This is a genomic window from Gilliamella apicola, from assembly GCF_003202655.1.
Classification (GTDB): domain Bacteria; phylum Pseudomonadota; class Gammaproteobacteria; order Enterobacterales; family Orbaceae; genus Gilliamella; species Gilliamella apicola_R.
The window spans coordinates 133,869-148,031 of record NZ_QGLR01000002.1 but is presented as its reverse complement, the minus strand read 5'-3'; the positions used below and the strand labels follow the sequence as shown (position 1 = coordinate 148,031).

The following is a 14,163-nucleotide window of genomic DNA, read 5'->3' as shown; positions in this document are numbered from 1 at the left end:
AAGCTGTTGCTGAAGCTGAAGACAGTATTGATTATACCATTGCAGCAGTTGGATTAATACCTGGTTTAGGTGATGTAGTTGGTAAGCTCTTAAAAGAAGCGAAAGCGGCTTTAAAAGTAGGCGATACGAAAAAAGCCATTGAGTTGGCTCAAGAAGCTCAGGATAAAGTAAAAGCTCTTGATGTCGGCACTTTTAGGGAACTTAAAGCAAAGGCAAAAGTTGGTGATGGACTAGAGCATGATCACATTCCATCATTTGCTGCATTAAAAAAGGCTGAAGAAACCAGGCTTGGACGACCTTTAACTCCAACAGAAACGAAAAAACTATATGCAGAAGCAACAGCTGTTGAAGTTCCTAGAGATGTTCATCAAGCAGGACCAACATATGGAGGTAAAAACACTGCAGAACAAATCATGAAAGATGCAGAAAACCTTTATGAAGCAGTTAAAAGAGATACAGACGCATTACGAAAAAATATGATAGAAAAAGGGTATGATCCGAAATTAATAGAAGATGCCATAAATAAGATAAAAACACGTAACAAAGAAAAGGGGATCTATTGATCATGATTAAATGGCAGCAATTAGTTAATGTATTAGGTAAATCTGAAAATTCTTCAGAGTTTTATACGCTAAAAGATGAAATTGGTGAAAATCCTGAAATATCAGAAGATCTTATTGAATATAATGATCCTGATCGAACTAAATATTATGAGTTTTTTCAAACAGGTATGCTTATCGGTTTTCGAAAAAAATATCTGAATCATATTCAATTCTTTTGTAAGGAAAAGGATAATTATTCTATATATCATGGAAAATTATTGAATGGGATCGATTTTCAATATACTGAAAAAATGGTCATTGAGTTATTAGGGAAACCATTAAAAGTGGGTGGAAATGAACAAAGTCCTTTTTTGGGATATGTGAATCGTTGGATATTATATCATATGACACATTATTCATTACATTTTGAGTTTAATAAAAATGGGACTCTTTGTTTGATAACATTGGCTGTATTAATAAGATAAAAACACGTAACAAAGAAAAGGGGGATTTATTCATTATGTTAGAATGGAAAGAGTTTATTGAAGCTTTAAGTACATCCGAAACATCCGATAAATTTGTTGTTTTGATGAATTCTATAGGAGAAAAACTAGTGATATCAGAAGATTCTAAAGAATATAGCGGCCATGAAAAATTCAAATATTATAAATCTTTACGCTAGGGAATTGGACTTATATTAATCAACAATAATTTAAAACGAATACATTTGTATTTAACTAATAATCAACCTAATTATTCTCCTTATATTAGTGAATTACCTTCAGGAATAGATTTATCTTATGATAAAAATAAAATAATTAGCTTACTAGGGAACCCAATTAAATAAAGAAACCATCAGTGCACTATCGCAGTTAGCAGCAGGTCTTGCGATAGCTGCCGGCGGTGGTAGTGTTGGTGATGCCAGTGCGGCTATTAGTAGTAGTAAAAATGCGGTTGAGAACAATTATGGTGATTATGTGGGGTATGCTTTCTATAACGCTTCAAAAACTAAATGTGGAAATGACCCTGAATGTATTAATAAAACTACAATGGAAATAATGCAAGGGTAAAAAGAATTTATGGATAAATATGGTAAACCTATAATAATCGCTGAAACCGCAGCAGTATCATTGCCAGCCTTAATCTCTGTTCTTCCTAAATCAGCAATAATTGATGGTACCATAAGTTGCGAAGGAAAGGTTGCAGGACAATATTTAACTACTGGAAAAGTTAATAGTAATGATGTCATTATTTGGACAGGCGTCGGAATGTTTACTGGTGGTTATGGTACTGGGCTGTGGGGCACTACTGGTTGGGGTATAGCAGGAGGTGCTACATCGAGTTATTTGAAAGATGAAAACCCTATTATGGGAGGCTTGATAGGTGGTAGTTCATCATTTGTTGGTTATGGCGTAGGAAAATTAGTAGAAAACCCATTACAATCGTGGTTGAATCCAGTTGCTAATAAATATATTCATGAAACAAACAGAGGATTTCTGGGGATCACTGGTCATTATACAGAAAGTTCTATTCCATCTGTTGCTGGCACTGCAGTTAATTCTTCTGTCGGAGAAATTGTTGGAAATAGGATTAACGAGTCTATAGGAAAGAAAAATGAAAATAAATAAAAAATATTTAGTAGCATTACTATTTACATGTTTTATTTTATCAATTTGTTTATTTGTATGTTATATAGCAGTTATATTTCTATTATCAATATATTTTTATTTAATGTATGGAGATTTTCTATTCAAAGTGGAAGATATTTATATAGCTTGTAAGTTAGGTGCGGTGGGTATCCCAATTGGAATAGGAATATGGTATTTAGAATACCGCCGTATGAGAATTAATATTTATGGCAAATAATTAAGATCCCAGTCTAAAAACTGGGATTTTTTACATCTAGTATTTACCTCTTAAGTTCACCAGCGCACCATGGTTAGTTGAGCAGATAAAGATACAAGCTGGTGATAACGAAACCGCGAGGTTAGTTGCCCATGCAATACTTGGTGCGGTAGTGGCTGAACTACAAGGCAACTCAGCATTATCAGGAGGTGTTGGTGCAGTAAGCGGAGAGTTAGCGAGTAAAGTAATTATCAACACCCTTTATGGTGGTAAAGATGCCAGCGAGTTAACCGAAGATGAAAAACAAACCATCAGCGCACTATCTCAACTAGCATCCGGCCTTGCAGTAGCTGCCGGCGGTGGTAATATTGGTGATGCCAGTGCGGCTATTAATAGTAGTAAAAATGCGGTTGAGAATAATAATTTACTTCTAATTCCTAGGGTTGCTTGGCAAGTAATTCGCCCAAGTGCACTCGGCGAGCCAGTTACCATTACTGCTGTAGATGTGTTAATAGCAAGAGGTTTAATTGCTGATACTGAAGAGGCAGAAGCCTTTTTAGGAGGTTTAACCTTAGAACAAAGAAAATTAATTGAATTAGCTTTAGTTGATCCCACTGGTGATGAAAATTTTGAAAACGCTGTAGTAAAGACTTATGATACTTACTACAATGAGTATTTGAAGAAAAAAGCTAGTAATAAAAAAAATAAGACCAGTGATTATGCCTCGGCTGGTGATTCATCAACCGCAAGTGGTGGTGCAAATTTACAGCCAGATGATGATAATGATAAAGACAGAAAATATAAGGTTAAAAAATCAGGAATTAGTGGTAAAGAAGGTGCAAACGATGTTCCTGATTGGGTTAGAGGATATAGGCCATATGTAGGTGAAAATGGAAAAGATTTTGCTAAACGAGTATTGGATAGCAAATATGGAAAAGATAAATGGTTAAAAGGAGCTAGAACGGAGTTTAATCAAATCAAAAAATGGGGTGATAGATCATTTACTAACCCCAAATAATCGATGAGGATATAAAAATGCAGAAAATATATTATTTATACCATGTTCGTTATGAAGATACCGACGATGAAGATGTTAAGGTTATTGGTATTTACAGTTCACGTAAACAGGCTAAATTAGCTATAGAACGAATGAAAAAAAAACCGGGATTTATCGATTTTCCCGACGATTTTCAGATTATTCAAGATGTTATTAATCGAGAAGGATGGTTAGAGGGGTTTGTTACTTGTTAATATCTAATAGATTAAATAATTCAGATAACCATGGAGATGAAAATGCAAAAAGTTTATGAGTTACATCACACTAGAGATAAAGGAACAGCGGATGAAAATGATAAAAAAATTGGTACCTATGATAGTTATCAATTAGCTAAAGAGGCTATAAACAGAATAAAAGATAAACCAGGTTTTATTGACTATCCAAATGACTTTTATATTGATGAGTATATCATCGATAAAGATTATTGGACTGATGGTTTTAGTGATTAATATTATTTGAAATAATATATACATTGGTTAAGACTTAATCTGACCAATATTTAAAAAAGCGTTACTAGTTTTGAGATAAAGTATCAAATATTCAATCAAAACAAAAAAGTAACGCTCATCTTTAATAGCACTACCAAAGAATAAGACATAAAGTTTGTCTTATTAACTTGAGCTGAAAATTTCAAAATGTCTACATATAAAGAGGTGCTATCAAATGAGCACCTTTTTCATCATGGCGTTCAAATAGTCATGAAACGGTATACACTCTTCGATTATTTTTACCAATACATCTCAATAAACCAACTCAAAATAACTATTATCTAAAAAATATAATTACCAATTAGGGATGTTGCCGGCAAAGGCGGATATGATATCACGGTTGGTAATAATACAGATTTAAAAGGGGCGGTGATTGCCTCTGAGGCAGACGATACCCGCAAAAACAGGCTCGATACCGGCACAATAAGCTTTAGTGATATCGAAAACAAAGCCGACTTTAACGTTACGCATGTATCGGTCAGTGGTGGTACCGGCGGTCCGGGCATGCCGACAGCTTACCAAAACAGTAATTCAGCATCAAGCACTACCAAATCCGCGGTTGAGCAAGGTCAATTAATCATCCGTAATCAAGATAAGCAACAACAAAATATTGCTGATTTAAGTCGGGATACCGAAAGTGCCAATAATCCACTAAAACAGATTTTTGATAAGCAAAAAGAGCTGGATAAAATAGAAACCGTTGAGCTAATAAAAGATATCGCCCAACAAGCAAAAAGCATCACACAAAAGTATGACCGAATACAGGCACAAAAAGATATCGAAAACAATAAGGAACTTCTATCCAAAGCAGAAGCTTTGAAACAATATAATGATTTAAGCGATGAAGACAAGGCAAAAATTTCTTTTGAAGAATTTTATACGGATAATCAGGATTATTGGTATTACGCGGCTGTTGATACACAGTTAGAAGCAAATAAGCAAAAAGGTAACAATATTGGTACCATGGGCAATGACTTTAGTAAAGGCGTTGACTCAGCCGTATCAATTATTACCAGTATTATCACCGGCGATATAACCGGCGGCCTAGCTGGCGCCAGTGCACCATGGCTGGCTGAACAGATAAAACTGCACACCGGGCATATGGGTGAAGATGGTAAATGGCAAACCGATGATATTGCCGGTAACTTAATTGCTCATGCAATACTTGGTGCAGTAGTCGCTGAGCTACAAGGTAACTCAGGACTTGCCGGTGGTGCCGGTGCAGTGACCGGTGAAGTTGCAGCAGATATCATCCGCAAACAACTTTATGGCAAAGAAGTCAAAGATTTAACCGAAGATGAAAAACAAACCATCAGTGCACTATCGCAATTAGCAGCAGGTCTGGCAGTAGCTGCCGGTGGTGGTAGTGTTGGTGATGCTGGCGCAGCTATTAATAGTAGTAAAAATGCGGTTGAGAATAACTTTTTGTCAAATAAATATGGTGTTGAAAAATTAGACGAAAAAGGTAAGGCTTTATATAAAAAATTAAAGGATGCCGGTATTGGTGATATAGATGAACTACAAGCTAAATTTGAGGAATGTAATGGAAATAGTGACTGTGAACGTGATGTTCGTAATGAATTTAGAGAACAAGAGCGAAAAGCAGGTGAAATATTAACTCAACTATATCAAACAGGACAATTAAGTAGAGAAGAATTTGAATACCTTAACTCCTATTATGCCGAAGCCATGATGTATGGAGCTGGAGAAGGACAAAAATTACATAATACAGGATTTAATCTTGCAGGTGAAATATATGATCTTTCAGGACATTTTTGGACTCCAATGGGATTAATAAGTGATTCATACCTGAGTGCTATACGATATGATATAATGATTGAGGACTGGAAAGCAGAGGGTCTTAGTAATGAAGAGATACAGTCTAAGCTTCTAAAACTCAATATTATTGATTCTGGAATAGCGCCTGTTAATGTAAATGCTCTTCTGAATTTGTATGATAATGGTGCGAGTAAAGACCAAATAATGGCATTTGCATCTACTGTTATTTTTAATAAACTTGTAGGCAAAGCTAGTAATGCTGCCGGAAAGGGGACTGGAGCTGCTACTCAATCTAATAACAAGTATTCTGGTGGGCTAGTTAAAGTAAATAAACCTGATGCAGCAGCAGATGCACTTGCTCAAAGGATAGGTGGAGTGTCTAGAGTTAGGTTTGCAAATGATGGAAGGGAATTTGATTGCATCAGTGATATGTACATTGCTCAAACCAAGCCAGCTTTACAGCAATTAAATAAGAGTGTTAGAGTCCAAATGAAAGCTACCTTTGAAGCTGCGAAAGATACAAATAGATCAGTATATTATCACTTTGAGGGGCAACCGTCTCAATCCGTAATTAATAAACTTAATGAATATAGTAACCGTTACGGAGTAAAAGTTGTTATCGATACTAAACCTCTTAACCCAAAATAATAAGGTAATTAAATGGTTGAATATTACGGTTGGATATCTATAAGTGATTCAACATATGAAAGTGATGATGGCGAAATGAGTTTAATATTAAATAAATTATCTTCATACATCACAGAATATAAAGTACAAAATGCATCTGGATTTATCAATGTTCATGAGGTAAATGGTTCTTACCAAGTAATGGTTAGTGGAAATACTAACCATTTATCTCAGGATGTAATAGAGATTTTTAACCTCTATGAATATATAGCAAGGATAGCTATTGGTTCATATGGATTGTTATATATTCGAAATGATGAATCACTAGATGCTTGCAATGAATTTGAAGTTTTGGTTTTAGCAAGAGGGAAAGTTAGAAAAGAAAAAGATACGTTCTTATCGCCTTGTATACCAGTGATTGAGGATGATGAGGAATAGAATTAATCCCCCTTACTTAACCTGTGGGGGATTTTATTTTACCTCTTAGCTCAGCCCCTCAATTACTGATAATCAACAATCTTTGTTGGATATTAATGATTACCGGCTAACAGTTAGTAAAGCCAAAGGTTTCCAGCCAGCGGCCTTTAATGGTCAGTTGTGGTTTAAGGTTGAATTGCTAGACGTTGGGTCTGTAACCAACCATTTATGACCACAACGATGAAGCCTCGAATATTACCCATGCGGCAATCAGTGACGGTGAGTTAATCATTCGTGACCAAGATAAACAAACACAAGATATTAATGAACTCAGTCATGATACCGAAAATGCCCATAGCAAACTCAAACCAATCTTTAATAAAGAGGATGAGCAGACCAGATTAAACATTGTTACTAGCTTAAAAGAGTTAGGAGAGCAGGTAAAAGAGCTCGAACGCACTATTCATAAAGATGCCGGTAAAGACTCACAAGATGGCAAAATGGGCAATGACTTTAGTAAAGGCGTTGACTCAGCCGTATCAATTATTACCGGCATTATCACCGGCGATATGACCGGCGGCCTAGCCGGCGCCAGTGCACCATGGTTAGCGGAGCAGATAAAACTGCACACCGGGCATATGGGTGAAGATGGTAAATGGCAAACCGATGATATTGCCGGTAACTTAATTGCTCATGCAATACTTGGTGCGGTAGTGGCTGAACTACAAGGCAACTCAGCATTATCAGGAGGTGTTGGTGCAGTAAGCGGAGAGCTAGCGAGTAAAGCAATTATCAACACCCTTTATGGTGGTAAAGATGCCAGCGAGTTAACCGAAGATGAAAAACAAACCATCAGCGCACTATCTCAACTAGCATCCGGCCTTGCAGTAGCTGCCGGCGGTGGTAATTTTGGTGATGCCAGTGCGGCTATTAGTAGCAGTAAAAATGCGGTTGAGAATAATGCCTTACTACAACAAAAGCATATAAACAAAATCACCGAACTTGCAGATGGTAATACTGAAGAGTTTGCAAAATTATATGCAGCAGCATGTGCAATAAAAAAATGCTCGGCAGAGCTTGCTGATGATGACCCAAATAAAGCTAAGTTTCAAGAAATTGAGGCAATGGGTAATAGCGAAGAGTTAGAATCTTACAGAAAAATATTACGTGATATTGATTATGTAAAAACTAACTTTGCGCCAGATATGATAGGATTTATGCCCGTTACCTATGAGACTATTGAGAAATTATTTGATTATACTGATACAGATAAAGTACTAGATACATTAAAATATGCTAACAATGAATATAGCATCATGACACGAGCAGGAGGTGCGTTTCAACTAGGTTTTGCATTGACAGAAGGCGCAGCTGGAATAGCCCTAATACCGACTTGTGAAACAGGTGTTGGATGTATTGCTTCTGGAGCAATGATTTGGCATGCAGCGGATAGCGGTGGTACAGCATGGTCGATTATTATTGATGGGAAACAGTATAAAACGTTAACAGCTAAAAGTTTATCAGATTTATTAAATATCAGTGAAACTGATGCTGAAATGATATTTGATTTAGCGGGAGCGACAGCTACATTAAAAGGATCATCATCACTATTTAAAAATAGTGTCGTAAATACAAGTAAACTATCAGTTAAAGAACTCGATAAAATAAACAAAGAGTTATCAGTTTTAAATGCTGAAAAATACAAAGCGCAAGCACAACAAGAGTTAATAGATGAAATTAATAGCTTTACTTCAAAAAATCAAGCAGCAAAAAACGCAACAATGGTAGCTGCATATGATCCTATAACAGGAAATAAAGTTATTGGTAGTAGTAATGCAAATATATCAGCAGAAGCACTACATCCAAAAACGATAGAATACATTGAATCTCAATTAGGTGTTAAAATAGGAGAATTTACTAATTTTTGTAAAAATAAAGCAGGTGCTTGTGCAGAGGTGTCTGCAGCTGATAAATTAATTCGGATGGGTTCTAATCCTAAAAATATAAAATTTACAAATGCAGTAAGACCTAGAGAAGTTTGGGGAAAAAATCATATCCCTGATGATGCTATCATTCCTAGATGTGAAAATTGTCAGATAACATGGCCGAAGGATAAATAGATATGAGTATATTAAATATAAATTGGAAACCGGAATTTGGAGCAATATTTACTTGGTTTGCTATGGACAAAAATGGAAAAATTGCTGTAATGATTAATAATTGTTACGGTTATTTACCAAAATGTTTGCTTTCTATAGAAAATGTTGAATCATTACTTGATCATTTAAATGAATATATGTGGGAAGAATCTTCCATTTATTCTAATTATCCCAAAAATAAAAAAGGAAATTTTAAATTAGATTTATATTCTTATTGGCGTCATAAAAATATACCTGATAAGAAAACAGTTTTAGCAGATTTAACAAATGACTTTATTCAATCTGGCCATTATAGTGATGTTAATTTAGCAATAAATAAGGGTTTTTTTGAATACCAAGCAATTGAAGGTAGTATCGAAGGAGAAGATTACCCGATAGGTTATGAGGGAGTAACCAAAATGGGCGATTATTTTAGATATTTAATGCCAACTGTATATGCCTCAATTGAGGATTTTCCTGAAGAACTTCGACATGGGATAGCCGTTTCTGACACGGTTGATTTTACTACTGATAGATTGCTTGATAATGATAAAATAAACGAATACTTTCTGAGAATGTATAAGAAATAAAGATATACGCTAAGCCTAATCAAACAGTCGAAGCGTGATATCTCTAACTTCGATGGTAATGTAACTTATGGGTATTGAGTTAAGAAGGATAGAGAATAATATAACGTATATGTTTACCAATAATCATGCTACCTCGATTAATTTGCTATTAATAAAGCGGCGAATATCTAATTTTTTACTCATATTTTTCCTTAATCCCCCCCGCCTTAATCCGCGGGGATTTTATTTTACCTCTTAGCTCATCCCTTCAATCCAGATAATCAACAGCCCCTGCTATGCATCGATGATGATTGGCTGACAGGTAGTAAAGCTGAAGGCTTCCAACCAGAGGTCTTTAACGGTGAGTTGTGTTGGGTTGCCCGCGTTGGGTCTGTAACCAACCATTTATGACCATAACGATGAAACCTTGAATATTACCCATGCGGCAATCAGTGACGGTGAGTTAATCATTCGTGACCAAGATAAACAAACACAAGATATTAATGAACTCAGTCATGATACCGAAAATGCCCATAGCAAACTCAAACCAATCTTTAATAAAGAGGATGAGTAGACCAGATTAAACATTGTCACTAGCTTAAAAGAGTTAGGCGAACAGGTAAAAGAGCTCGAACGCACTATTCATAAAGATGCCGGTAAAGACTCAAAAGATGGCAAAATGGGCAATGACTTTAGTAAAGGCGTTGACTCAGCCGTATCAATTATTACCGGTATTATCACCGGCGATATGACCGGTGGCCTAGCTGGCGCCAGTGCGCCATGGCTAGCGGAGCAGATAAAACTGCACACCGGGCATATGGGTGAAGATGGTAAATGGCAAACCGATGATATTGCCGGTAACTTAATTGCTCATGCAATACTTGGTGCAGTAGTGGCTGAACTACAAGGCAACTCAGCATTATCAGGAGGTGTTGGTGCAGTAAGCGGAGAGCTAGCGAGTAAAGCAATTATCAACACCCTTTATGGTGGTAAAGATGCCAGCGAGTTAACCGAAGATGAAAAACAAACCATCAGCGCACTATCTCAACTAGCATCCGGCCTTGCAGTAGCTGCCGGCGGTGGTAATTTTGGTGATGCTAGTGCGGCTATTAGTAGTAGTAAAAATGCGGTTGAGAATAATTATTTGTCTGTTTATGAAGCCAAAAGAAAAAAAGATTTAGAATTTAAATTAAAAACTGGCAGTTTAACAGAACAAGAGATGATCGAATTATTATCTATTTATGAGAAAGATAAAATAACAAATGAGGAGATTGAACAAGCTTGTGTGGATTTAATTTAATTAGTAATCGTTGCCTAAGTTTGCTTGATGAAGCCCGAAAAACCAAAGAAGAATATGAAAAATGGCGAGCAGGTTCTGACAGATTTTATAAATATGAGCATTATTTTCTAAATGATTATGAAAATATAAGTGCTCTTTTTAAAGGTAGAGAATATGAAAATATCATTTATGAACAAGATATTAGAAATTTAATATCTGATAACCCTAATATGTCTCGAGAAGAAGCTGAATTTATTTTATATGAACAGGCAAAGCGTGGTTATGAGGCAATTAACAATAAATATTCAAAAACGCAAGAATTAATTAATAGTTTCGCTATAGTATATTGGGCAGTATATGGCACAAAAGCTTCCATGTCAGAAGCACTAGAAAATAGGATGAAATTTTATGAATCAAAATATGGAAAGAAAGTTGATGAGACGACAGGAAAGCAAATAGAAATTGATACTGGAAGTAATAATAAACAAGCCGGTGTTGATGCTAACAGAGTTAAAGATAATATTGATGCTAGTGGAAAAGCTCGAGAATCTTCTAACTTTAGAGAGCATGTAGTAAATGAGAAAGGCTTGGAGAATGCTGGAAAAGGCACGACTGGTTCACCAACTCAAGGTGGTGCAGGCGGAAACTGGAAAGTGATTGATGAAATAACAGATCCTAATGTGATTAAACAAGTTACTCCAACATCTTGTGGTGCTGCCTGCGGTCAAATGTTATTAAAGGATAGAAATATCTTTGTTAACCAAACAAAACTAAGAACTTCGTTGAAAAGTCCAGAACAACTGGCAAGAGATCTAAGTAAGCAAGGTGGAAATTGGGACGGTGGTTTTGTTGGTCAGCAAGCTTTTGATGCACTAAATAAAACAGGTTCGTGGAGTGCCATGATGTGGGATAAAGGTAATAAAGTTGGTCACTGGGTTGTTGTAAAAGGTACTGATAAGGCTGGTAATGTACTAATTCATGCCCCTTGGAAAGGTACTAGTTATAAAATGACTCAAAAAGAATTTAAGGGGACTTGGAATGGAGTTGCTGTCTTCAATAAATAATATTTATCTTAATGATATTAAGTATGAAAATGGTATTGTTAGTTTATTCTTGCTTATTAATAATATTCATAAAACATTTACGGCAATACCGAAGGATGGTGATATACCTGTAATGACTTCATCAGATGAATTATCAGAATTATTAATGTCACTAATGCCTTATGAACCTGCAATATATAAGAAGCTATATAATGTTGTATGGGATTATATAAAGGGAAATGATGTAATGTTCCCCATTAAGCTACTTTAAATAGTAAAGCTCCCTCCAGTCGGGGAGCTTTTATCTCTTTTTAGATCTGTATAGCAAGCTCAATAATTAACTTATCCTGCTCAACCTAAGGAATATTAATATGGGAATGCAAGTCAGCACAAATATAAATTTTGCACAAAAATATTCTCCTAAAGAGATATTAAAGTGCCTAATAAATAATGGCTTGAATATTTATTATCAAAATATGGTTACTTACCTATCGCCAAATGATATTGATGATTATAACTGGTTGAATATAGACATGAAGCTGTTCAATTTAGACGAGTTTATAAACTCTCATAATGTTATGGATAAAGTCGGTATAGTGATGGTTTATGATAATGAATCAGGGGGTAATTTATTAATTTTACTTAACTATTTATCTATTTTATTGTCAATGAATCGTCAGTATTTATTTGGGGAAGATATTCCAGATTTTAATTGGTATTTAAAAAAAATGAGTGTTTTTTTAAGAAATATAAAACTATCAAGCATACAGTGTGAAACCATCTACTAATAAATAATCCCCACCTTAACCCGTGGGAATCTTGTTTTACTTCTTAGCTCAGCCTCTGAATCCTAATAATCAATCCCCCGACTGCGCATTAATGATGACGGGCTGACCGATGATAAAGCCAACCAACTTATGACACTAACATATTATCTGAAACAAAAGTTACAAATATGTCAAATAAAGCAGCCCAATAAGCAGAAAGCTATTTTAAACAGAATCCAAATAATAGGCAGTATTCTGTCAAAGTTGATGGTTACTGGTTCCAAGTAACTCGATATGCTAAAATAGGTAAAATTAATAAAGCATTTCTTACTATACCACCAAGAGGTTCAAAATGAAGGATGAACAATTAAGTTGGTTGATACAAAATCAAGATTACTTATATCAAAACGAAGGAAGAGACTTATATGATATAATTTATTCAACTTTATCGAATGATAAAATGAGTTATATTTCATTCGTAAAAATGGCTAGTGAAGGATCGGGTTTTTTTCCTTCAGAAGGAACAGGCTATTCATTAGATAATGATTGGGATGATCCTAGCGAATTTGTAGAAGTTATTTTTTTTCTTGGGGAATATGAGAGTGCTACAATTACCCCTCAGCACTTCATCAAACTCATGCAAGTGATTTCAGATAGTTATGTTGAAGCATATCCCAAGGATAAAGCAACAGTAGAACATTATATGTCGAGGCTAAGAGAACGTTATTCGTAAGCAATGAAGCCAACTCCCAGCCTAAAAGTTGGGAGTTCAACTCAATCAGAACGCTTCTGAAAACATAAGGAAATCATATGATATTGCTAACATTAGTTACCCTTTTGATAAGCCTTATGTGCGTAACAAAAGCTCCTGTAGTGAATATATTGATAACCTACTACGAATTAAACTATCTGAAAACGCTCATACTGCGGGCAGTGATATTTTTGCTGCCAATAATGGTGTGCTCGATGAGGGCGGTTCCTTAACCACGGTGGGCGGCAACATAAAGGGTGTGGGTGCCAGTTGTCATATTGTTTACCGCAACATAGCTCTATCCCAGTTCATCAACCATAAGCAAAGTAACCACAGTATCACCGCATAGGTAGGCTTAACCGTTTTTCAGCAAATCGAATGCTAGAAAGGGCACGAGTGGAACGACTCAGGCAGGAAAACAAGCTGTTGGTGTTCCTGCAACGCAGTCTAAAAAACCGTTCAATCCAGTACAGCAATATGATGCATATGGAAATGAGATTGTTTATCGGACTATGTCGCAAAAACAATACGAGAAATTTTTAAATACCGGTGTAATGCCAGCCACAACAGAAACCTCTGTTTCACCAGTATTAGGTTACTCATCAAAATACGATGGAGTAACCATAAAAATAACCGTTAAACCAGGCACATTCTCTGAGCTTGAAAAAATAGGTATTGCAGCGAATTCAGCGGCAGCAAAAGAATTACCTAACATGTCGACCCAAACCGGAAAATGGATGGATACTAATACCCGATTTAAGGTTGAAGGTGGACAAATGACAACCCAGCTTGGACAAGGTAAAGGAATCGAGATTTTTAATAAAAATATTGTTCATTTTGAAAAGGTTCAATAAGAGGAAA

At 35.7% G+C, this 14,163-nt stretch carries 20 protein-coding genes and 1 pseudogene; all 21 read left to right on the top strand.

Annotated features, from left to right (window positions below):
* Positions 1-563: pseudogene (locus tag DKK70_RS16655) on the top strand (hypothetical protein); the annotation flags it as partial.
* Between the two features lie 2 nt (positions 564-565).
* Positions 566-1,027, top strand: coding sequence for a hypothetical protein (locus DKK70_RS00910; RefSeq protein WP_086362884.1), 462 nt, complete (start codon positions 566-568; stop codon positions 1,025-1,027).
* 35 nt (positions 1,028-1,062) lie between these two features.
* Positions 1,063-1,224 carry a hypothetical protein gene (locus DKK70_RS16650; protein WP_181415876.1) on the top strand — a complete coding sequence of 54 codons (162 nt, stop codon included), beginning with the start codon at positions 1,063-1,065 and terminating at the stop codon, positions 1,222-1,224.
* Between the two features lie 172 nt (positions 1,225-1,396).
* Positions 1,397-1,612 carry a VENN motif pre-toxin domain-containing protein gene (locus DKK70_RS17405; protein ID WP_110432356.1) on the top strand — a complete coding sequence of 72 codons (216 nt, stop codon included), beginning with the start codon at positions 1,397-1,399 and terminating at the stop codon, positions 1,610-1,612.
* 9 nt (positions 1,613-1,621) lie between these two features.
* Positions 1,622-2,170: an adhesin gene (locus DKK70_RS00900; RefSeq protein WP_110432341.1), complete on the top strand. Its 549-nt coding sequence runs from the start codon at positions 1,622-1,624 to the stop codon at positions 2,168-2,170.
* The gene (locus DKK70_RS00895) at positions 2,157-2,408 is read left to right on the top strand and encodes a hypothetical protein (RefSeq protein ID WP_110432340.1); all 252 of its coding nucleotides are present in this window, start codon (positions 2,157-2,159) and stop codon (positions 2,406-2,408) included. The genes DKK70_RS00900 and DKK70_RS00895 overlap by 14 nt, the downstream gene beginning before the upstream one ends.
* 151 nt (positions 2,409-2,559) lie before the next feature.
* Positions 2,560-3,405 (top strand): VENN motif pre-toxin domain-containing protein, encoded by an 846-nt coding sequence (locus tag DKK70_RS00890; RefSeq protein WP_110432339.1) that lies wholly within the window; start codon positions 2,560-2,562, stop codon positions 3,403-3,405.
* Between the two features lie 17 nt (positions 3,406-3,422).
* Positions 3,423-3,638 carry a DUF7336 domain-containing protein gene (locus tag DKK70_RS00885; RefSeq protein ID WP_110432338.1) on the top strand — a complete coding sequence of 72 codons (216 nt, stop codon included), beginning with the start codon at positions 3,423-3,425 and terminating at the stop codon, positions 3,636-3,638.
* A gap of 42 nt (positions 3,639-3,680) precedes the next feature.
* A complete protein-coding gene (locus tag DKK70_RS00880) occupies positions 3,681-3,893 on the top strand; it encodes a hypothetical protein (protein WP_110432337.1) in 213 nt (70 codons plus the stop codon).
* A 408-nt stretch (positions 3,894-4,301) separates the two neighbouring features.
* Complete coding sequence (locus DKK70_RS00875) at positions 4,302-6,359, top strand: restriction endonuclease fold toxin (protein ID WP_110432336.1); 2,058 nt, start codon at positions 4,302-4,304, stop codon at positions 6,357-6,359.
* Between the two features lie 12 nt (positions 6,360-6,371).
* Positions 6,372-6,776 carry an Imm7 family immunity protein gene (locus DKK70_RS00870; protein WP_034884919.1) on the top strand — a complete coding sequence of 135 codons (405 nt, stop codon included), beginning with the start codon at positions 6,372-6,374 and terminating at the stop codon, positions 6,774-6,776.
* Between the two features lie 479 nt (positions 6,777-7,255).
* Positions 7,256-8,875 (top strand): VENN motif pre-toxin domain-containing protein, encoded by a 1,620-nt coding sequence (locus DKK70_RS00860; RefSeq protein ID WP_110432335.1) that lies wholly within the window; start codon positions 7,256-7,258, stop codon positions 8,873-8,875.
* A gap of 2 nt (positions 8,876-8,877) precedes the next feature.
* Positions 8,878-9,483, top strand: coding sequence for a hypothetical protein (locus DKK70_RS00855; protein ID WP_110432334.1), 606 nt, complete (start codon positions 8,878-8,880; stop codon positions 9,481-9,483).
* Positions 9,484-9,889: 406 nt separating this feature from the next.
* Positions 9,890-10,036 (top strand): hypothetical protein, encoded by a 147-nt coding sequence (locus tag DKK70_RS16645; protein WP_181415875.1) that lies wholly within the window; start codon positions 9,890-9,892, stop codon positions 10,034-10,036.
* Between the two features lie 105 nt (positions 10,037-10,141).
* Positions 10,142-10,762, top strand: coding sequence for a VENN motif pre-toxin domain-containing protein (locus DKK70_RS00850; RefSeq protein ID WP_110432333.1), 621 nt, complete (start codon positions 10,142-10,144; stop codon positions 10,760-10,762).
* Complete coding sequence (locus DKK70_RS00845) at positions 10,744-11,805, top strand: cysteine peptidase family C39 domain-containing protein (protein ID WP_110432332.1); 1,062 nt, start codon at positions 10,744-10,746, stop codon at positions 11,803-11,805. Before DKK70_RS00850 ends, DKK70_RS00845 begins: the two co-directional genes overlap by 19 nt.
* The gene (locus tag DKK70_RS00840; protein WP_110432331.1) at positions 11,780-12,055 is read left to right on the top strand and encodes a hypothetical protein; all 276 of its coding nucleotides are present in this window, start codon (positions 11,780-11,782) and stop codon (positions 12,053-12,055) included. The genes DKK70_RS00845 and DKK70_RS00840 overlap by 26 nt, the downstream gene beginning before the upstream one ends.
* Positions 12,056-12,155: 100 nt before the next feature.
* Complete coding sequence (locus DKK70_RS00835) at positions 12,156-12,572, top strand: hypothetical protein (RefSeq protein ID WP_110432330.1); 417 nt, start codon at positions 12,156-12,158, stop codon at positions 12,570-12,572.
* Between the two features lie 331 nt (positions 12,573-12,903).
* Complete coding sequence (locus DKK70_RS00830) at positions 12,904-13,284, top strand: hypothetical protein (RefSeq protein WP_110432329.1); 381 nt, start codon at positions 12,904-12,906, stop codon at positions 13,282-13,284.
* A gap of 28 nt (positions 13,285-13,312) precedes the next feature.
* A complete protein-coding gene (locus tag DKK70_RS16640) occupies positions 13,313-13,651 on the top strand; it encodes a hypothetical protein (RefSeq protein WP_110432328.1) in 339 nt (112 codons plus the stop codon).
* A 163-nt stretch (positions 13,652-13,814) separates the two neighbouring features.
* Complete coding sequence (locus DKK70_RS00820; RefSeq protein WP_110432327.1) at positions 13,815-14,156, top strand: hypothetical protein; 342 nt, start codon at positions 13,815-13,817, stop codon at positions 14,154-14,156.
* The last annotated feature ends 7 nt before the right edge of the window (positions 14,157-14,163 follow it).

Coding starts and splice junctions, on each gene's coding strand:
- DKK70_RS00855 (WP_110432334.1), top strand. CDS start 8,878: ATGAGTATATTAAATATAAATTGGAAACCGGAATTTGGAGCAATATTT.
- DKK70_RS16650 (WP_181415876.1), top strand. CDS start 1,063: ATGTTAGAATGGAAAGAGTTTATTGAAGCTTTAAGTACATCCGAAACA.
- DKK70_RS00860 (WP_110432335.1), top strand. CDS start 7,256: ATGGGCAATGACTTTAGTAAAGGCGTTGACTCAGCCGTATCAATTATT.
- DKK70_RS00820 (WP_110432327.1), top strand. CDS start 13,815: ATGTCGCAAAAACAATACGAGAAATTTTTAAATACCGGTGTAATGCCA.
- DKK70_RS00870 (WP_034884919.1), top strand. CDS start 6,372: ATGGTTGAATATTACGGTTGGATATCTATAAGTGATTCAACATATGAA.
- DKK70_RS00830 (WP_110432329.1), top strand. CDS start 12,904: ATGAAGGATGAACAATTAAGTTGGTTGATACAAAATCAAGATTACTTA.
- DKK70_RS00910 (WP_086362884.1), top strand. CDS start 566: ATGATTAAATGGCAGCAATTAGTTAATGTATTAGGTAAATCTGAAAAT.
- DKK70_RS00880 (WP_110432337.1), top strand. CDS start 3,681: ATGCAAAAAGTTTATGAGTTACATCACACTAGAGATAAAGGAACAGCG.
- DKK70_RS00900 (WP_110432341.1), top strand. CDS start 1,622: ATGGATAAATATGGTAAACCTATAATAATCGCTGAAACCGCAGCAGTA.
- DKK70_RS00850 (WP_110432333.1), top strand. CDS start 10,142: ATGGGCAATGACTTTAGTAAAGGCGTTGACTCAGCCGTATCAATTATT.
- DKK70_RS00895 (WP_110432340.1), top strand. CDS start 2,157: ATGAAAATAAATAAAAAATATTTAGTAGCATTACTATTTACATGTTTT.
- DKK70_RS00885 (WP_110432338.1), top strand. CDS start 3,423: ATGCAGAAAATATATTATTTATACCATGTTCGTTATGAAGATACCGAC.
- DKK70_RS00840 (WP_110432331.1), top strand. CDS start 11,780: ATGGAGTTGCTGTCTTCAATAAATAATATTTATCTTAATGATATTAAG.
- DKK70_RS00835 (WP_110432330.1), top strand. CDS start 12,156: ATGGGAATGCAAGTCAGCACAAATATAAATTTTGCACAAAAATATTCT.